At 69.9% G+C, this 16183-nt stretch carries 14 protein-coding genes; 12 read left to right on the top strand and 2 right to left on the bottom strand.

The genetic code is table 11. The annotated features are described in order from the left end of the window. The first annotated feature begins 87 nt into the window (after positions 1 to 87). The 3 genes from ACYVK3_RS11370 (at position 88) to ACYVK3_RS11380 (ending at position 3551) form a co-directional block, all read left to right on the top strand. Positions 88 to 1782: a DUF2264 domain-containing protein gene (locus ACYVK3_RS11370; protein WP_460497426.1), complete on the top strand. Its 1695-nt coding sequence runs from the start codon at positions 88 to 90 to the stop codon at positions 1780 to 1782. Positions 1783 to 1910: 128 nt separating this feature from the next. Then, positions 1911 to 2759: a YwqG family protein gene (locus ACYVK3_RS11375; protein WP_460497427.1), complete on the top strand. Its 849-nt coding sequence runs from the start codon at positions 1911 to 1913 to the stop codon at positions 2757 to 2759. Positions 2760 to 2798: 39 nt separating this feature from the next. Next, positions 2799 to 3551, top strand: a complete 753-nt coding sequence (locus tag ACYVK3_RS11380; RefSeq protein WP_460497428.1) for a maleylpyruvate isomerase mycothiol-dependent enzyme family protein — start codon at positions 2799 to 2801, stop codon at positions 3549 to 3551. Positions 3552 to 3606: 55 nt separating this feature from the next. Here ACYVK3_RS11380 and arfA read toward each other — a convergent pair whose 3' ends face one another. Next, positions 3607 to 5115, bottom strand: a complete 1509-nt coding sequence (arfA, locus tag ACYVK3_RS11385) for an alpha-N-arabinofuranosidase (protein ID WP_460497429.1) — start codon at positions 5113 to 5115, stop codon at positions 3607 to 3609. A 79-nt stretch (positions 5116 to 5194) separates the two neighbouring features. Next, entirely contained in the window at positions 5195 to 6202 is a 1008-nt protein-coding gene (locus tag ACYVK3_RS11390; protein WP_460497430.1) for a LacI family DNA-binding transcriptional regulator, read from the bottom strand. Positions 6203 to 6488: 286 nt separating this feature from the next. Here ACYVK3_RS11390 and ACYVK3_RS11395 point away from each other — a divergent pair, with 286 nt between their 5' ends. From ACYVK3_RS11395 to ACYVK3_RS11435, 9 genes are all read left to right on the top strand, one after another. After that, on the top strand, positions 6489 to 6884 hold the full coding sequence (locus ACYVK3_RS11395; protein WP_460497431.1) for an L-rhamnose mutarotase: 396 nt from the start codon (positions 6489 to 6491) through the stop codon (positions 6882 to 6884). After that, a complete protein-coding gene (gene rhaI, locus ACYVK3_RS11400; RefSeq protein WP_460497432.1) occupies positions 6881 to 8050 on the top strand; it encodes an L-rhamnose isomerase in 1170 nt (389 codons plus the stop codon). The genes ACYVK3_RS11395 and rhaI overlap by 4 nt, the downstream gene beginning before the upstream one ends. Continuing rightward, complete coding sequence (locus ACYVK3_RS11405; protein ID WP_460497433.1) at positions 8051 to 10084, top strand: bifunctional aldolase/short-chain dehydrogenase; 2034 nt, start codon at positions 8051 to 8053, stop codon at positions 10082 to 10084. Further along, complete coding sequence (locus tag ACYVK3_RS11410) at positions 10081 to 11583, top strand: rhamnulokinase (RefSeq protein ID WP_460497434.1); 1503 nt, start codon at positions 10081 to 10083, stop codon at positions 11581 to 11583. The genes ACYVK3_RS11405 and ACYVK3_RS11410 overlap by 4 nt, the downstream gene beginning before the upstream one ends. Positions 11584 to 11640: 57 nt before the next feature. Continuing rightward, positions 11641 to 12936 (top strand): ABC transporter substrate-binding protein, encoded by a 1296-nt coding sequence (locus tag ACYVK3_RS11415; RefSeq protein WP_460497435.1) that lies wholly within the window; start codon positions 11641 to 11643, stop codon positions 12934 to 12936. 32 nt (positions 12937 to 12968) lie between these two features. Continuing rightward, the gene (locus ACYVK3_RS11420; RefSeq protein ID WP_460497436.1) at positions 12969 to 13961 is read left to right on the top strand and encodes a carbohydrate ABC transporter permease; all 993 of its coding nucleotides are present in this window, start codon (positions 12969 to 12971) and stop codon (positions 13959 to 13961) included. Beyond that, entirely contained in the window at positions 13958 to 14845 is an 888-nt protein-coding gene (locus ACYVK3_RS11425; RefSeq protein WP_460497437.1) for a carbohydrate ABC transporter permease, read from the top strand. The genes ACYVK3_RS11420 and ACYVK3_RS11425 overlap by 4 nt, the downstream gene beginning before the upstream one ends. Positions 14846 to 14856: 11 nt before the next feature. Continuing rightward, positions 14857 to 15456, top strand: coding sequence for a hypothetical protein (locus tag ACYVK3_RS11430; protein WP_460497438.1), 600 nt, complete (start codon positions 14857 to 14859; stop codon positions 15454 to 15456). A gap of 91 nt (positions 15457 to 15547) precedes the next feature. After that, positions 15548 to 16177: a hypothetical protein gene (locus tag ACYVK3_RS11435; protein ID WP_460497439.1), complete on the top strand. Its 630-nt coding sequence runs from the start codon at positions 15548 to 15550 to the stop codon at positions 16175 to 16177. Positions 16178 to 16183 lie beyond the last annotated feature (6 nt).

Here is a 16183-nt window from a genome sequence, read left to right on the forward strand (position 1 = left end):
CGCGGGGCCGCCCTTCGATCCGTTACCGGATCACCGCCTCGGCGCGTGGGTTGCCGCCCCTGTCCCACGTTGATAGCGTGTGCCGTTGTGACCTCCCCATTGCGCATACACGGACCGCTGCAACCGACCTATGACGGCTGGCAGGCCGCCGCAACGGCGATCTGCCGACCCGCCGTCGATCTCGCCTCCCAGGGGCCCGAGATGATGCCGGTGACCATGTCGAACCACTCCCACACCGAGAACTGGTTCGAGCTGCTCACGCGGCCGCTGTGGGGGCTCGCCGCCGCGAAGGACGCCCTGCCGGACGAGTCGTGGGCCGCGCTCGCGCAGACGCTCGCGCGGGCGCTCGACCCCGACGATCCTTGGTACATCGGCGACTCCGCCGCCGGCGGTCAGCGCCTCGTCGAGGCCGCCGCCGTCGGGTGGGGCCTCGCCCTCGCCCCCGAACGACTCTGGGAACCGCTGGAGCCCAAGGCGAAGGACAAGCTCGCCGCTTGGATGCGATCGGCCTACACCGCGTCGGTGCCGGACACGAACTGGCATTACTTCCCCGTCTTCGTCGGACACGGACTCGACCGCGTCGGCATCGACAAGGACGGCGGCGTCGCGACGGCCCACCTGGAGCGGATGGGGGAGTTCGCCCTCGGGGACTCCGTCTTCGAGGACGGCCCGGGCGGACGCATCGACTACTACAACCCCTTCGCGTTCCACACCTACGCGCTGCTGCACTACAAGTTGAGCGGTGACGCACGCTACGTCGAGACCGCGATCCGCTTCGCCCGCAAGTTCGGCTCGTGGTTCGCCGGCGACGGCGCCGCCGTGCCGTACGGGCGCAGCCTCGGCTACCGCTTCGCGCAAGGCTCGCTGTGGGGCGCGCTGGCCGCGGCCAATGTGGAGGCCGTGCCGTGGGGCGAGGCCGCCGGGCACGCGCGCCGCCACCTCGACTGGTGGTGGGACAAGCCGATCCTCGACCCCGACGGCCGCCTGACCGTGGGCTACGGCTATCCGAACGACGCCCTGGTCGAGCAGTACCTGACCGCCGGATCGCCCTGGTGGGCCACCAAGGTCTTCGCCGGGCTGCTCGCCGGCCCCGAGCATCCCTTCTGGACTGAAGGCGCCACTGCGCCCCGCCCCGGGATCGAGCCGCACAAGGCCGCCCGCGCCGTGCACGTGCGCGACCGGGGCGGGAACGTCACGCGGCTCAACGGCCAGGCGTGGCACCCCTGGGCGCGCGGCGGGCAGGAGGCCTACGGCAAGTTCGCCTACTCGACCCTGGCCGGCTTCTCGCACTCGGTGGCCGGGCCAGGCCTGGAGGCCGCCGTACCCGACGGGGCCCTGATGCTCTCGGAGGACGGGCGCCACTGGCGTGGCCGCGAGGACTCCGAAGAGGGCGCGATCGACGACAGCGGCGTCCTGACGGTCACCTGGCAGCCGTGGGAGGACGTGGCGATCACCACCTCACTCGAAGCGGCGGTCGACGGTTGGCACGCCCGCGTCCACATCATCGGGACGGAGCGGACGCTGCACGTGGGGGAGGGCGGCTGGTGCGTCCCTCGCATCGGGCACGCCGCCGAGATCAGCGAGAACAAGGCCGTGGTGACCAGTCACGGCATCCGCAGCGAGATCATCGACGGCAGCTCCAGCCGCGAGGCCGCCCTGATCGAGCCGATGCCGGGCACGCACCTGTACTGGCCGAACACCGTGCTGCCGGTGCTGCGCGGCGTCCTCGAACCGGGCCACCACGTCCTGAAATCACTGATATATATCGGAAGCGAGTTATAGGCGACCGGTCTGCCATCACAACCCTGGCAACGAGACCTGCCAAGTCGGCGAGGACCGCCGCTCCCGTCTCGGGGGATCATCGGCCCGCGTGCATCACCGGTGTCGCACAGATGCGCTACGGTGCCCAGATGACGGATTCTCAGGAGCTCGCCGCGCTGGCTGACCAGCACCTGCCTCCGGAGGTGGCGGAGCGGTGGAAGCGCCTGCTCAAGCCGGCGGTCCAGTTCGACTGGGCCGCCGGGAGCGACCCCATTGCGGCGCAATTGGGCGGCGAACCCGAGCTGCCCGCGGCGCAGTCCTGGCCCGAGTGGGACGGGCACGGCCCGCTGACGTTCATCGCGTCCTTCGACTGCGCCCGGATCGCGATCGAGGGCTTCCGTCTGCCCCAGGCCGGGCGGCTCCTGTTCTTCTACTTCGACGGCCAGGTCGACGACGGCGCCGAGATCGTCGGCGCCTTTCAGCGCGGCACCCGAGACGGCGCCCGCGTCCTGTACATCCCGGCCGGCGCCGCGGTCGAACACCGCCAGGCCCCCGCGCTCGTCAAGCCCTACCCGCGCCAGTACCTGCGCGCCGGGGCGGTCACCACCGCGCCGGAGCCCGACGGCGCGCGCATCGCCGCCGTCTTCGGCGACCGCGCCGCCCGCGGCCAGGGCCACCCCCTCGATGCCGACGCGTTCACCGAGGCGGTCTACGACGAACTGTCGGTCAGCGTCTGCCACCAGGTCGGCGGCTATCCGCTGTCGGTCCAGTGGCCGGTCGAGTTCGAGGCCGCCGGCGCCGCCGCCGAACTCCCGGGCGCGGCCGACCGCCCCGAGTACGGCGAGGCCGACCGGTGGCTCCTGCTCGCCCAGATCGATTCCGACGACGCCTCCAGCATGATGTGGGGCGACGCCGGCACCCTCTACTGGCTCATCCAGGAAGCCGACCTCGAGGCCCGGCGCTTCGAGCGGGCCGTGTTCACCTGGCAGTGCGCCTGAGCGCCGAAGCCGCTTGCGGCCATGTGGAAGGATCGCGGCATGGAACCCTCCGCCCTCCGGTCGCACCTCATCGACGAGTCCGGCCGCCTCAAGGCCGCGGTCGCCCAGGCCGGGCCGACCGCTCAGGTCCCGACCATGCCCAAGTGGACCGCCACCGACCTGCTCGACCACGTCACCTGGTCCTACGACCACAAGCTCCAATGCATGCGGCTGCTGCGCGCCCCCGAGCACGCTGAGCAACTGGTGCGCAGGGGCGGCACCTTCGAACGCTTCGACGCCGCGCTGGCCGAACTGCTGACCGAGTTCGACGCCCGCGGCCCTGAGAGGCTCGCCCACACCTGGTACGGCCCCGACCAGACCGTCGGGTTCTGGATCCGGCGCGCGGCGGTCGAGACCCTCGTGTGCCGAGCCGAGGCCGAGCTCGCCGCGGGCCGCGAGGTCGGACCGGTCGACCCCGACTTCGCTCTCGACGCGATCGAGGAGACCCTCACCATCTCGTTCGCCTGGAGTTCGAGGGCGTTTCCTCACGGCATGGGCGAGCGGCTCGAGGAGCTCGCCGGACTCGCTGTCGGCATCGACGCGACGGCCGGGGCGTGGACGCTGCGCGCCGCCTCCGAGGCCGTCGACGTCTCCGAGGGCATCGCCGACGACGTCCGCGCCACCGTCGCCGGCACGCCCCGCGAGATCCTCATGTGGCTGTGGCGGCGCCTGCCAGCCGAGGCCATCGCCGTCAAGGGCGAGCGAGACGCCGCAAACGAGCTGTACGAACTGACCGAGCTGTTCGCCCAGTAGACGAACGCTCGGGCCTGGACGCGCCGCGCGTCCAGGCCCGAGCGGTGTCGTGCCGCTACTTCGGCTGGATGCGGATCGTGTTCCAGCTCATCGCCGGGAGCTCCACCGTGATCGTGCCCTCGGCGACGGCCACGCTCGTGTTCTCGGCCGGAGCCACGCGGGTCTGGTCCTCCAGCGTGTTCTTCGCGTCCGGGTCGGTGTCGGTCAGCGTCGAGCAGGTGACCTCCCCGAGCGCGCCGAGGGCGGCCCCGTCGACCTCGAGCGTCATCGGCGAGCCCAGGTCCCGGTTGACGGCGAACACCGTCACCGAGCCGTCCTCGTTCGCCACCGCCACCGAGTGCAGCGTCTCGACCGTCCCGTACAGCTCGGTCTCGTAGGCGGGGGAGTCGGCGTTGACGCGCAGCACCTTGCCGCGACCGAACCTGCTGGCCTCGGCGAAGGGGAAGAACGTCGTCTGGCGCCACGCGGGGCCGCCCGGCTCGGTCATGATCGGGCCGATGACGTTGACCAGCTGCGCCAGGCACGCGGCGGTCACGCGGTCCGAGCGGCGCAGCAGCGTGATCAGCAGTGAGCCGAACACGACCGCGTCCATCGCCGAGTACTTGTCCTCGAGCTGGCGGGGCGCCTCGGACCACCGTTCGTGCGGCTGGTCGTGCATGGCGCTCTGGTACCAGACGTTCCACTCGTCGAAGGAGATGTTGATCTTCTTGTCGCTCTTGAGCTTCGCGCCCACCGCGTCGGCGGTGGCGATGACGCCGTCGATGAACAGCTCCATGTCCTGGGCGCTGGCCATGAAGCTCTTGAAGTCGCCGTCGCGCGGCTGGTAGTAGGCGTGCGCGGAGATGTAGTCGACCGACTCGTAGGAGTGGGAGAGCACCTCGGCCTCCCAGGCGCCGAACGTGGGCATGGCGCGGCTGGAGGAGCCGCAGGCGACCAGGTCGAGCTTGTCGTCGATCATGCGCATCGCGCGGGCGGTCTGGTCGGCGATGCGCCCGTACTCGGCGGCGGTCCGCTGGCCGATCTGCCAGGGGCCGTCCATCTCGTTGCCCAGGCACCACAGCTCGATGCCGTAGGGCTCCTCATCGCCGTGGGAGCGGCGCAGGTCCGACCAGTAGGTGCCGCCGGGGTGGTTGGCGTACTCGAGCAGGTCGAGCGCCTCCTGGATGCCGCGAGTGCCGAGGTTGACGGCCATGTTCGGCTCGACGCCGACCGTCCGGCAGAACTTCATGAACTCGCCGAGGCCGAACTGGTTGGTCTCGGTGACGCCCCAGGCCAGGTCGAGGCGTCGGGGCCGGTCCTCCTTGGGGCCGACGCCGTCCTCCCAGCGGTAGCCGGAGACGAAATTGCCGCCGGGGTAGCGGATCATCGTCGGGCCCAGCTCCGAGATGAGGTCGAGGACGTCGCCGCGCAGGCCGTCCGCGTTGGCCGTCGGGTGTCCGGGCTCGTAGATGCCGGTGTAGACGCAGCGGCCCAGGTGCTCGACGAAGGAGCCGAAGAGGCGGTCGGGCACCTCGGCGACGGTGAAGCGGGGGTCGAATTCGATGCGGGCTCGATGTTGCGCCATGAGTGCCTCCAAGGGGGGTCGTGAGCGTCGCGAAGATGCGCTCCACCGATCGCTTTATCGGTAAAGCTACGGCGTCATCCTACATGTCGGCGGCCGTCGACGCACGAGCCACCAATTCCGGCTGGAAGACCACGTTGCGGTGGGTGTGCCCCTCGCCCTCGGCGATCTCGTCGAACAGCAGCTGCGCCGCCGTGCGCCCCAGCTGCGCCCGCGGCTGGCGCACCGACGACAGGGGCACGGCCGCGGCGGCGGCGAAGTCGATGTCGTCGTAGCCGATGATCGCGCACTCCTCGGGCACCTTCACCCCGTGCATCGTCAGCCCCTGGAGCGCCCCGAGCGCCACCAGGTCGTTGGCGCAGAAGACCGCCGTCGGGGCGTCCTGCCGCCCCAGCATCTGCTCGACCGCGGCCCGTCCGCCGTCCACGTTCAGGCTCACCGAGGTGAACGCCTCAAGCTCCGCACCGGCCTCCTCGCAGACCTCCCGGCAGCCCGCGAGGCGGTCGCGGACCTGCGGGATCGACAGCGGGCCGCCGATGAACGCGATCGAGGAGTGGCCGTGCTCGACCAGGTGCCGGGCCGCCAGGCGACCGCCGTGGACGTCGTCGACGGCCACCGAGCAGTGCGGGTGCAGCCCCGCGCCGCGGTCGACCAGCACCACCGGGATGTCGTGGGCGGTCAGGCGCTCGAGCCGCTCGGCCGAGGAGTCGTCGACCGGCGTGATGAGCAGGCCCAGGACTCGCTGCTCCTCGAGGATCTCGAGCTGGCGCTGCTCACGGCGCACGTCCTCGCCGGAGTCGCAGACCGTGACCACGCCGCCGGCGGAGTCGACCAGCGGCTCGGCGCCGCGGACCACGTCGGTGAAGAAGGGGTTGGCCACGTCCAGGACCACGATCGCGACGTTGCGGCTGCGCCCGGCCCGCAACTGCCTCGCCGAGTCGTTGCGGACGTATCCGAGCTTGGCGATCGCCGCCAGGACGCGCCGCTTGGTCTCCTCCGCCACGGCCTCGGGCCGGTTGAGCACGTTGGAGACCGTCCCGACCGATACGCCCGCCGCGCGCGCGACGTCTTTCATGCTGCTAGTGGTCATCGTCACCTCATCGAGTCTAAGGCGGGCCAACGCATGCCGCGCACGCTGCGCCGTGGGGGGCTCCGCGGAGACGGACCCGGCCGGGGAGGGACGGGCCGCAGACGTTGAAACGACTCAACGCAACACCGAGAGCAGGGGAAGCATATCGCGAACCGGTCACAGAAATGTCTCCGGATGGGCCTTGACAGCGCTGGCAGGCGCGTCCTATGTTAACGGGACCCCCACGTGAAACGATTCAATCATCCAGATGTAATAATCGTGACCACGACCTCAAGGAGGTACCCCCGTGACCGAGTCAAGTGACGGCTCGCACGCCTCGTCGACCGGGCGAGCGTGCTTCACCCTTCGAGTGCGCCGCGACCGCCTCGCCGAATACCGCGAGCGGCACGCGGCCGTATGGCCCGACATGCTGCGGGCCCTGGCCGAGACCGGCTGGTCCAACTACTCGCTCTTCCTGTCCGACGACGGCCTGCTCGTCGGCTATCTCGAAACCGAGGACTTCGACGCCGCTCGCGCCGCCATGGCCGAGCGTGAGGTCAACGCCCGGTGGCAAGCCGAGATGGCGCCCTTCTTCGAAGGGACCGGCGGCGCCGCCGCGGACGAGTCGTTCAACGTGCTCACGGAAGTGTTCCACCTTGAGGACCAACTTGCGGCCACGAATGGCAGAGGAGCCGGTCAATGAGTGAGGCAGTCGGGCACGCGAAGCGGGTGCTGGCGAGTCAGAATATCGAGACGCCGTCGTGGGCGTTCGGGAACTCCGGTACCCGGTTCAAGGTGTTCGCCCAGCAAGGCGTGCCGCGCGATCCGTTCGAGAAGATCGCCGACGCCGCCCAGGTGCACCGGTTCACCGGCTCGGCCGGTTCGGTCGCGCTGCACATCCCCTGGGACCGGGTCGAGGACTACGCCGAGCTGGCCGCCTACGCCGCCGACCAGGGCGTGAGGATCGGAACGATCAATTCGAACACGTTCCAGGACGACGACTACATGCTCGGCAGCGTCTGCCACCCCGATGCGGGCATCCGGCGCAAAGCCACCGATCACCTGCTGGAGTGCGTCGACATCATGGACGCGACCGGCTCGAGCGACCTGAAGCTGTGGTTCGCCGACGGCACCAACTACCCCGGGCAGGACTCGATCACCGCCCGCCAGGACCGCCTCGCCGAAGTGCTCGCCGAGGTCTACGACCGGCTTGGCGACGACCAGCGGCTGCTGCTGGAGTACAAGCTGTTCGAGCCGTCGTTCTACCACACCGACGTCCCCGACTGGGGCACCGCGTTCGCCCACTGCACCGAGCTCGGCCCCAAGGCCCAGGTCGTCATCGACACCGGCCACCACGCGCCCGGCACGAACATCGAGTTCATCGTCGCGTTCCTGCTGCGCGCCGGCAAGCTCGGCGGCTTCGACTTCAACTCCCGCTTCTACGCCGATGACGACCTCATGGTCGGCTCGGCCGACCCCTTCCAGCTGTTCCGCATCCTCCACGAGCTGTCCCTGCGCGAGGTGATCGGCCCCGAGTCGGGCATCGCCTACATGCTCGACCAGTGCCACAACATCGAGCCCAAGATCCCCGGCCAGATCCGCTCGATCATGAACGTCCAAGAGGCCACCGCCAAGGCCCTCCTGGTCGACCGCGACGCCCTCGAAGCGGCGCAGGCCGCCGGAGACGTGCTGGGCGCCAACGCGATCCTGATGGACGCCTACAACACCGACGTCCGCCCGCTGTTGGCCGAGCTGCGCACCGAGCAGGGCCTGGACCCCGACCCGATGACCGCCTACGCCGGCTCGGGCTACGCCGAGAAGATCAAGTCCGAACGCCAAGGCGGCCAGGCCGCCGGATGGGGGGCCTGAATGTCGAACCCGGTATCCGACCTCATCGCCCGCTCGAACCGGCTGGGCGCCGACAAGCGCAACACCAACTTCGCCGGCGGCAACACCTCCGCCAAGGGCTCCGAGACCGACCCGGTCACCGGCGAGCCGGTCGAGCTGCTGTGGGTCAAGGGCTCCGGCGGCGACCTCGGCACCCTCACCGCCGAAGGCCTCGCCGTCCTGCGCCTGGACCGCATGCGCGCCATGGCCCGCACCTACCCCGGCGTCGAGGCCGAAGACGAGATGGTCGCCCGCTTCGACTACTGCCTGCACGGGCGCGGCGGCGCCGCCCCCTCGATCGACACGGCCATGCACGGCCTGGTCGAGGCCCAGCACGTCGACCACCTGCACCCCGACTCCGGCATCGCCTTCGCCACCGCCGCCGACGGGCCGGCGCTGACCAAGGAATGCTTCGGCGACCGGGTCGTGTGGGTCCCATGGCGCCGCCCCGGCTTCCAACTCGGTCTCGACATCGCCGAGATCAAACGCCGGAACCCCCAGGCGATCGGCTGCGTCCTCGGCGGACACGGCATCACCGCCTGGGGCGCCACCTCCGAGGAATGCGAAGCCAACTCCCTGGAGATCATCCGCGGATGCGAGACGTTCATCGCCGAGCGCGGCAAGGCGAACCCCTTCGGGTCCCGCGTCGACACGTGGACGCCGCTCGACGACGCTGCTCGCGTCGAGCGCGCCGCCGCACTCGCACCCGTCATCCGCGGCCTGGTCTCCACCGACCGCCGCCAGGTCGGGCACTTCTGCGACGAGGACACCGTCCTCGACTTCCTTTCCACTGAGAAGATGCCCGACCTGGCGGCACTCGGCACGTCCTGCCCGGACCACTTCCTGCGAACCAAGGTCCGACCGCTGGTCCTCGAGACCGCCGCCGACGCTCCGCTCGACGAAGTGATCGATCACTTGACCGAGCGCCACGCCGCCTACCGCGAGGAGTACCGCGCCTACTACGAGCGCCACGCCGAGCCCGACTCGCCCGCGATGCGCGGGGCCGACCCCGCGATCGTCCTCGTCCCCGGCATCGGCATGTTCTCCTTCGGACCGGACAAGAAGACCGCGCGCGTCGCCGGCGAGTTCTACGTCAACGCCATCAACGTCATGCGCGGCGCCGAAGCCCTCTCCACCTACCGGCCCATCGATGAATCGGAGAAGTTCCGCATCGAATACTGGGCCCTCGAAGAAGCCAAACTCAAGCGCCTCCCGAAGCCGAAGCCGCTGGCCGGCCGCATCGCCCTGATCACCGGCGCGGCCAGCGGCATCGGCAAGGCCACCGCGCAGCGGCTCGCCGCCGAGGGCGCCTGCGTCGTCATCGCCGACCTCGACGGCGACAAGGCCGCCGAGGCCGCCGCCGAGGTCGGCGGCACCGACGTCGCGATCGGCCTCGCGGCCAACGTGACCGACGAGGACGCGATCGGCGAGGCGGTCAAGCGCTGCGCGCTCGCCTTCGGCGGCCTCGACCTGGTCGTCAACAACGCCGGCCTCTCCCAGTCCAAGCCGCTGGTCGAGACCACCGCCGCCGACTGGGACCTCCAGCACGACGTCATGGCCAAGGGCTCCTTCCTGGTCAGCCGCGAAGCCGCCAAGCTCATGATCGGCCAGCGCATGGGCGGCGACATCGTCTACATCGTCTCCAAGAACGCCGTCTTCGCCGGCCCCAAGAACATCGCCTACTCCGCCACCAAGGCCGACCAGGCCCACCAGGTGCGCCTGCTCGCCGCCGAGCTCGGCGAGCACGGCATCCGCGTCAACGGCGTCAACCCCGACGGGGTCGTCCGCGGCTCGGGCATCTTCTCCGGCGGGTGGGGCGCCCAGCGCGCCGCCGTCTACGGCGTCCCCGAGGACGAGCTCGGCAAGTACTACGCTGGCCGCACCCTCCTCAAGCGGGAGGTCGTGCCCGAATCGGTCGCCGACGCCGTGTACGCGCTCGTCGGCCCCGACCTCGGCCTGACCACCGGCGTCCACATCCCCGTCGACTCGGGCAACCCGCAAGGATTCCTCCGGTGAGCCGCCTCATCGCCGCCGTCGACCTCGGCGCCTCCTCGGGCCGGGTCATGGCCGCCGCCGTGGACGGGAACCGGATCGACCTCACCGAGGCCGCCCGGTTCCCCAACCGCGCCGTCGAGGCCGCCGGGCGCCTCTACTGGGACGTCTTCGGCCTGTGGAGCGGCGTGCTCGAAGGACTGCGCGCCGTCGACGGGGCCGAGGCGATCGGCGTCGACGCCTGGGCCGTCGACTACGCCCTCCTCGACTCGGGCGGCCACCTGGTCGGCACCCCCGTGTGCTACCGCGACGGCCGCACCCGCGACCGGCGCGAGACCGTCCTCGAGACGGTCGGAGCCGAGGCCATGTACCGGCGCACCGGCATCCAGCACCAGCCGTTCAACACCGTCTTCCAGCTCGCCGCCGAGCGGGCCGAAACGCTGCGAGCGGCCGAGCGGCTCCTGCTCCTGCCGGACCTGTTCGGCTACTGGCTCTCCGGCGCCTACGCCTGGGAGGCCACCAACGCCTCCACCACGGGCCTGGTCGACCAGGCCACCGGCACCTGGGCCGCCGAGCTGTGCGCCGCCGCCGGCGTCCGCGCCGAGCTGCTCGGCGCGATCACGCCCACCGGCACCGTCATCGGCGGCCTCACCGACGCCGTCGCCGCCGACACCGGCGTGGAGGCGAGCACCAAGGTCATCGCCACCGCCAGCCACGACACCGCCTCGGCCGTCGCCGCCGTCCCATACGAGACGGCGAACGCCGCCTACATCTCATGCGGCACCTGGTCCCTGGTCGGCGCCGAGCGCTCCGGCCCGGTCCTCACCGCCGAAGCCCTCGACGCGGGCTTCACCAACGAGCGCGGCGCCGACGGCTCCATCCGCTTCCTGCGCAACATCGCCGGCCTGTGGCTCCTCCAGGAGTCCATGCGCGCCTGGCATAGGCGCGGCATCGACATCGACCTGGGCGAGCTGCTCAAGGAGGCCGCCGAGATGCCCCGCCTGCGCTCGGTCGTCGACCCCGACGAGCCGGGCTTCGCCGAACCGGGCGACATGCCCGCGCGGCTGCGCGAGTACTGCCGCCGAACCGGCCAGACTGTCCCCGAGACTCCCGCCGAGATCACCGCCTGCGTCCTCGACTCGCTCGCGCTGGCCCACCGCCGCGCGATCGAAGGGCTCGAGGCCGTCGGCGGGAGCGCGGTCGACCTGGTCCACATCGTCGGCGGCGGCTCGAACAACGAGCTGCTGTGCCGGCTGACCGCCGACGCCACCGGCCGGCCGGTCCTGGCCGGGCCGGACGAGGCGACCGCACTCGGCAACGCACTCGTCCAGGCACAGGCCCTCGGCTACATCGCTCCGGGCCCCGAGGCACGCCGCGAGGCGGCCAGGGCGTCGGCCCGGCCGCGCCGCTACGCGCCGAGCGGCGACGAGGCGCGATGGCGCGCCGCCGCGGCGCGCCTGGCAGACTTCCCCGCCGATGTCTTGGATGGCTCGCCAACGCCGCCATCCGGCGGGGACAACTGAATAGATCCCGAAGGCCCGCGCGAGCGGGACCCCTCTGTAAGAAGGAGAGCATCAACGATGATCCGCAACCGATACCGCGCACGGCGACGGACGCTCCTCACCGGCGCCTCCGCGGCCGCCGTTCTCGGAGCCACCGCCGCCTGCGGCGACGACGGACCCGCCGGGACCGCCGACGACCCGATCGAGATCAGCTTCGACTGGTGGGGTGACGAGGCACGAGCCGAGATCACTCAGCAGGCCGTCGACCTCTTCCAGGAGAGGAACGAGGGCATCACCGTCCGCACGAACTTCTCCGACTTCCCGACCTATTGGGAGTCGATGACCACGCGCATGGCCGGCAGGGACCTGCCCGACGTGCTCAACATGGACTATTCGCGGCTGCTCCAGTTCGGCAGCAACGGGATGCTCCTGCCGCTCGAGGGCCTGGTCGATACCTCCGACTTCCTCGAAGGCTTCCTCGACACCGGCTATGTCAACGATGAGCTCGTCGCCGTCCCGATCGCCGGGAACACGCTCGGACTGATCTACCGCTCCGACTGGTACCAGTCGGCCGGTGTCACCCTCGAAGCCGGCTACAGCTGGGAGGACTACCACCAGGCCATCCAGGACGTCACCGCGAGTCTGGACGGCGAGCGGTGGGGCGGCGGCGACTACGCCGGCCAGTACCACTTCATGGAGCTGTGGCTTCGTCAGCAGGGCGGCAGCTTCTACACCGAAGACGGTGCGGCGCTGAACTTCGACATTAGCCAGCTCAACGAGTGGTGGTCGATGAACCAGCAGCTCCACGCCGACGGCGCGGTCCCGCCCATCGACGTGTCCTCGCAGTGGGCGCCGGAGAACGGGTTCGTCCTCGACAAGATCGGCGCGGACCTCGGCTGGGACAACTTCCTGGCCTGGTACGCCCCGACCGTCGCCGAGAACGGCGGCACCATGGCCCTGGCCGCGCCGCCGAGCCTGGACCCGAACAACCTCGGCCTGTACCTCAAGCCTTCGATGCAGCTGTGCATCTCCGCCACCACCGAGCACCCCGAGGAGTCGGCCGCGCTCATCGACTTCCTGCTCACCGACCCGGAGGCCATCGCGATCCTCGGCACCAACCGCGGCATCCCGGCCACCAACGTCGGCCGCGAGAACGTCGAGCTGGACGAGATCTCCCAGCAGGTGCTCGACTACGAGGCCAGCGTCGAGCAGTACTTGACCTCGCCGCCTCCGCCGCCGCCGTCGGCGACGGGCTCGATCGAGGTCAAGTTCGCAGAGATCTACGAGCAGGTGCTCTACGGTGAACTGCCGGTCGCCGACGCGGTCGACACCTTCTTCACCGAGGCCGAGACCCTGCTGGCCGCCGAACAGTAACCACCGACCGACAACGCATAGGAAGTCAAGCCGTGTCAGCGTCTCCCTCCACCGCCGAGTCCACCAAGGGCGCGGCAGGCGAGCCCGGAGCGCCACCGGTTCGCGGATCCCGAGGGGCGACCACGCGTCGCTCCTCGGCGACCCGCGGAGGTGAGCGCCTCGCCGGCTACACGTTCATGATCCCCTGGATCATCGGTACCGCGGTGCTCACCCTGGGACCGATGGCCTGGTCGCTGTACCTGTCGTTCACCGACTACCACCTCATCCGAGGCGGTGAGTGGATCGGCCTGCAGAACTACACCGCGGTCTTCGACGACCCGATGTTCTACCGCGCCGTGCGCGTCACGATCCTGTACGTGGTCATCGCGGTCCCCATCAAACTCGTCGCGTCGCTGTTCGTCGCGATGCTGCTGTCCCAGCAGCGCCGCGGCATGGGCTTCTACCGCGCCGCGTTCTACATGCCCTCGCTGATCGCCATGAGCGTCGGTGTCGCCCTGATCTGGAAGTCCCTGTTCTCCAACAACGGCGTCCAGGACAGCATCATGAGCAGCTTCGGCTGGGAAGGCGGCGGATTCCTCGGCAACCCGTCGGTGTCGATCCTGATGCTGGTGCTGCTGGCCGTGTGGAGCTTCGGCGCGCCGATGGTCATCTTCCTGGCGGGCCTGATGCAGGTGCCCCAGGAGCTGTACGAGGCGGCCGACGTGGACGGCGCGAGCAAGTGGCGCAAGTTCTTCCACATCACCCTGCCGATGCTCTCACCGGTCATCTTCTTCAACGTGCTGATGGAGACGGTCGGGGCGTTCCAGCTGTTCGGACCGGCCTACATCATCGGCGGCGAGTCCGGCGCGCCGGCATGGTCGACCCTGTTCTACACCGTCCGCATCTACACGCTGGCCTTCACGGACTTCCGCATGGGCTACGCCTCGGCGTACGCCTGGCTGCTGGTGCTCGCCGTCGGCGTGGTCACCGTCATCATGTTCCGCGCCGCCAAACGGCTCGTGTTCTACGCAGGGGAGGACCGATGAGCGTCAAGACCGCGAGCGGGCGGGTCGTCGTCCGCAACCGCACACCCGCCTCCGAGCAGGCCAAGAGCGTCGTCTGGCACGTGGTCATGCTCGCCGTCCTGGCGGTCGTGCTCTACCCGCTGCTGTGGGTCATCGGCGCCTCGCTCAAGGGCAACGCCGACATCATCACCGACACCGCGCTGTGGCCGGAGACGATCACCTGGGAGCACTTCGCGAACGCCTTCGACGGCCTCGCGGGCATCCCGCTGGCGCAGTTCTTCTGGAACTCCTTCGTCATCGCCGGCCTCTCGGTGATCGGCGTGGTGATCTCCTGCTCGATGACCGCCTACGCCCTGGGCCGCCTGCGCTTCCCGGGCCGGACGGCCATGCTCGGCATCGTCATCGCGACGCTGCTGCTGCCCGGCCAGGTCATGCTCATCCCGCAGTACCTGATCTTCTCCGAGCTGGAGATGACCAACACCTTCACGCCGCTGGTCATCGGCAAGTTCCTCGCCCTGGACTCGTTCTTCGTGTTCCTCTACATCCAGTTCCTGCGCGGCATCCCCAGGGAACTCGACCAGGCCGCCAAGATCGACGGCGCGGGGCATTTCAGGGTCTTCTACTCGATCCTGCTGCCGCTGCTGCGCCCGGCGATCGTGACGTCCTCGATCTTCACCTTCATCTGGTCGTGGAACGACTTCCTCGGCCCGCTGATCTACCTGTACGACATGGAGAAGTTCCCGCTGCCCAGGCTGCTCCAGGCCTACTCGAACACCGAGGGCGTCACCAACTGGGGTGGCATGATGGCGATGACGCTGCTGTCGCTCGTCCCGGTGGTGCTGTTCTTCCTGGTGTTCCAGCGCTTCCTGATCCGGGGCATCGCGACGTCCGGCGTCAAGGGCTAGAGGAGAGGCTGATGAGCGTGGCCGGGACGCGACGCAAGGGCTCGACGTACGTGACGAAGCCGTTCGCACTGTTCGCCGAGTGCCTGCTGACCGGTGTGTGGTTCGCAGTGGCGGCCCTGCCGCTGGTGACCATCCCGGCCGCGCTCGCCGCCTCGGCCCGCCACCTCGCGGGCTTCATCGACGGCGAGCCCTCCTCACTGGGCGACTTCGTCCGCGACGCGCGATCGGCCTGGCGCGGCGGCTGGATCGTGGGCCTGGCCGCCCTCGGGGCCGCGCTGCTGCTCGCGGCGAACCTCGCGGTCCTCACCTTGGAGGGCGTGCCAGGGCGGACCTGGATGGCGCTGCTGACGATGGGCGTCGCCGGCATCGCGGCCACCGTCGTGCTGCGCGCCGCCGCCGCTTGGGCGCCGGGAGCGTCGTGGAGGGACTTGTTCGCGAACGCCTTGCACGACGCCCGTGAGGATCTCGGCGGCACGGGCATCCTCTTCGGCGGACTGCTCGTCACGGCGGTCACCACGTGGGCCCTGTGGATCCTCCTGGTGCCCATGAGCGGCTGTGTGATCGGCGCGGCGCTGGCGGTGCACCGCCGCAGCACCCTCCCAGCAGACTAGAAGCGAGTCATGCTCAAGTAGGACTGGCGTTCCTTCCAGCGAAGGTGGTCGATGATTGGTAGCTTGAGGGCAGCTGATCATTGGAGGGACCATGACCGATACACCCCAGACCACAGAGAAGAAGCCCCGTCCGGGCTCGGTGACGACCGCCGTGGCGATCCAGCTGCTGCTCGCGCTCGCGCTGGCGATCTCGGCGATCGTCGCGTTCGTCTACGGGCCCGACGCCCAGGACGCCTTCGAGGCCGAACTGGCGAACCAGGGCGTCGACGTCAGCGAACTGCCCGGCAACACCGCGAACTTCGAGGGCGCCTCGAACCTGATCATCTCGATCGTCATCATCGCGATCCTGGTGGTGCTCGCACTGCTCAACGCCGCCGGCAACCGAGTCGGGCGCATCCTCACCTGGATCTTCCAGCCGCTGGTGCTCATCTGCGGCGGCTTCCTGTTCGCGGGACAGGTCTTCTTGGGCCAGTGGCTCCAGTGGGCCTTCGACAACTCGAACGATGAGCAGATCCAGGGCCTCGACGCCGAGGCCCTGGTCAACGCCGCCTACGACGCCTTCCCCGCGTGGAGCGTCATCATCGACTGGGCGGTGCTCATTCTGGCGACGCTCGGCTCGCTGCTGGTGATCATCCTGCTGGCAGTCCCGAGCGCCAACGCCTACTTCCGCAAGGAACCGCCTGCGGGCGCGGGCTACATTCCCGGCGCGCCCCCGCGATAGGACACG

Source organism: Glycomyces tarimensis (genome assembly GCF_054776215.1).